The sequence below is a fragment of the Tritonibacter sp. SIMBA_163 genome (genome assembly GCF_046535935.1).
GTDB classification, from domain to species: Bacteria; Pseudomonadota; Alphaproteobacteria; order Rhodobacterales; family Rhodobacteraceae; genus Epibacterium; species Epibacterium scottomollicae.
Genome location: NZ_JAWJBP010000408.1, coordinates 1 through 274, shown reverse-complemented (window position 1 = coordinate 274; position 274 = coordinate 1). Strand labels below are relative to the sequence as shown.

Here is a 274-nt window from a genome sequence, read left to right as displayed (position 1 = left end):
GCGTTTATTTAAGGCGGGCATATTTTTGCTGTTGGGTATTCCTGTATTCGCTTTGAAACCATTCCTACCTTTGGTGTTTTTGGGTCTTGCTGCTGCTGTATATTACTTGGAGTATATGAAGGTTAAATCAAAATATAATGTTGCTCGCTTTCAAAAAGAGCTAGTCTTCATAAAGTTTTCTAAAGAGATTTATATTTATCTATTAGAAAACAAAACAACGATCTATAAGGCGTTTGAGAAGATGGGGGAGAGAGAGGAGGAAGGCTTTTTAAAA

General features: G+C 35.4%; 1 protein-coding gene. It reads left to right on the top strand.

Features of this window, described 5'->3' with window-relative positions:
- Nucleotides 1-274: hypothetical protein (locus R0J92_RS22925; protein WP_411053362.1), on the top strand; the 274-nt coding region annotated here is incomplete at both ends.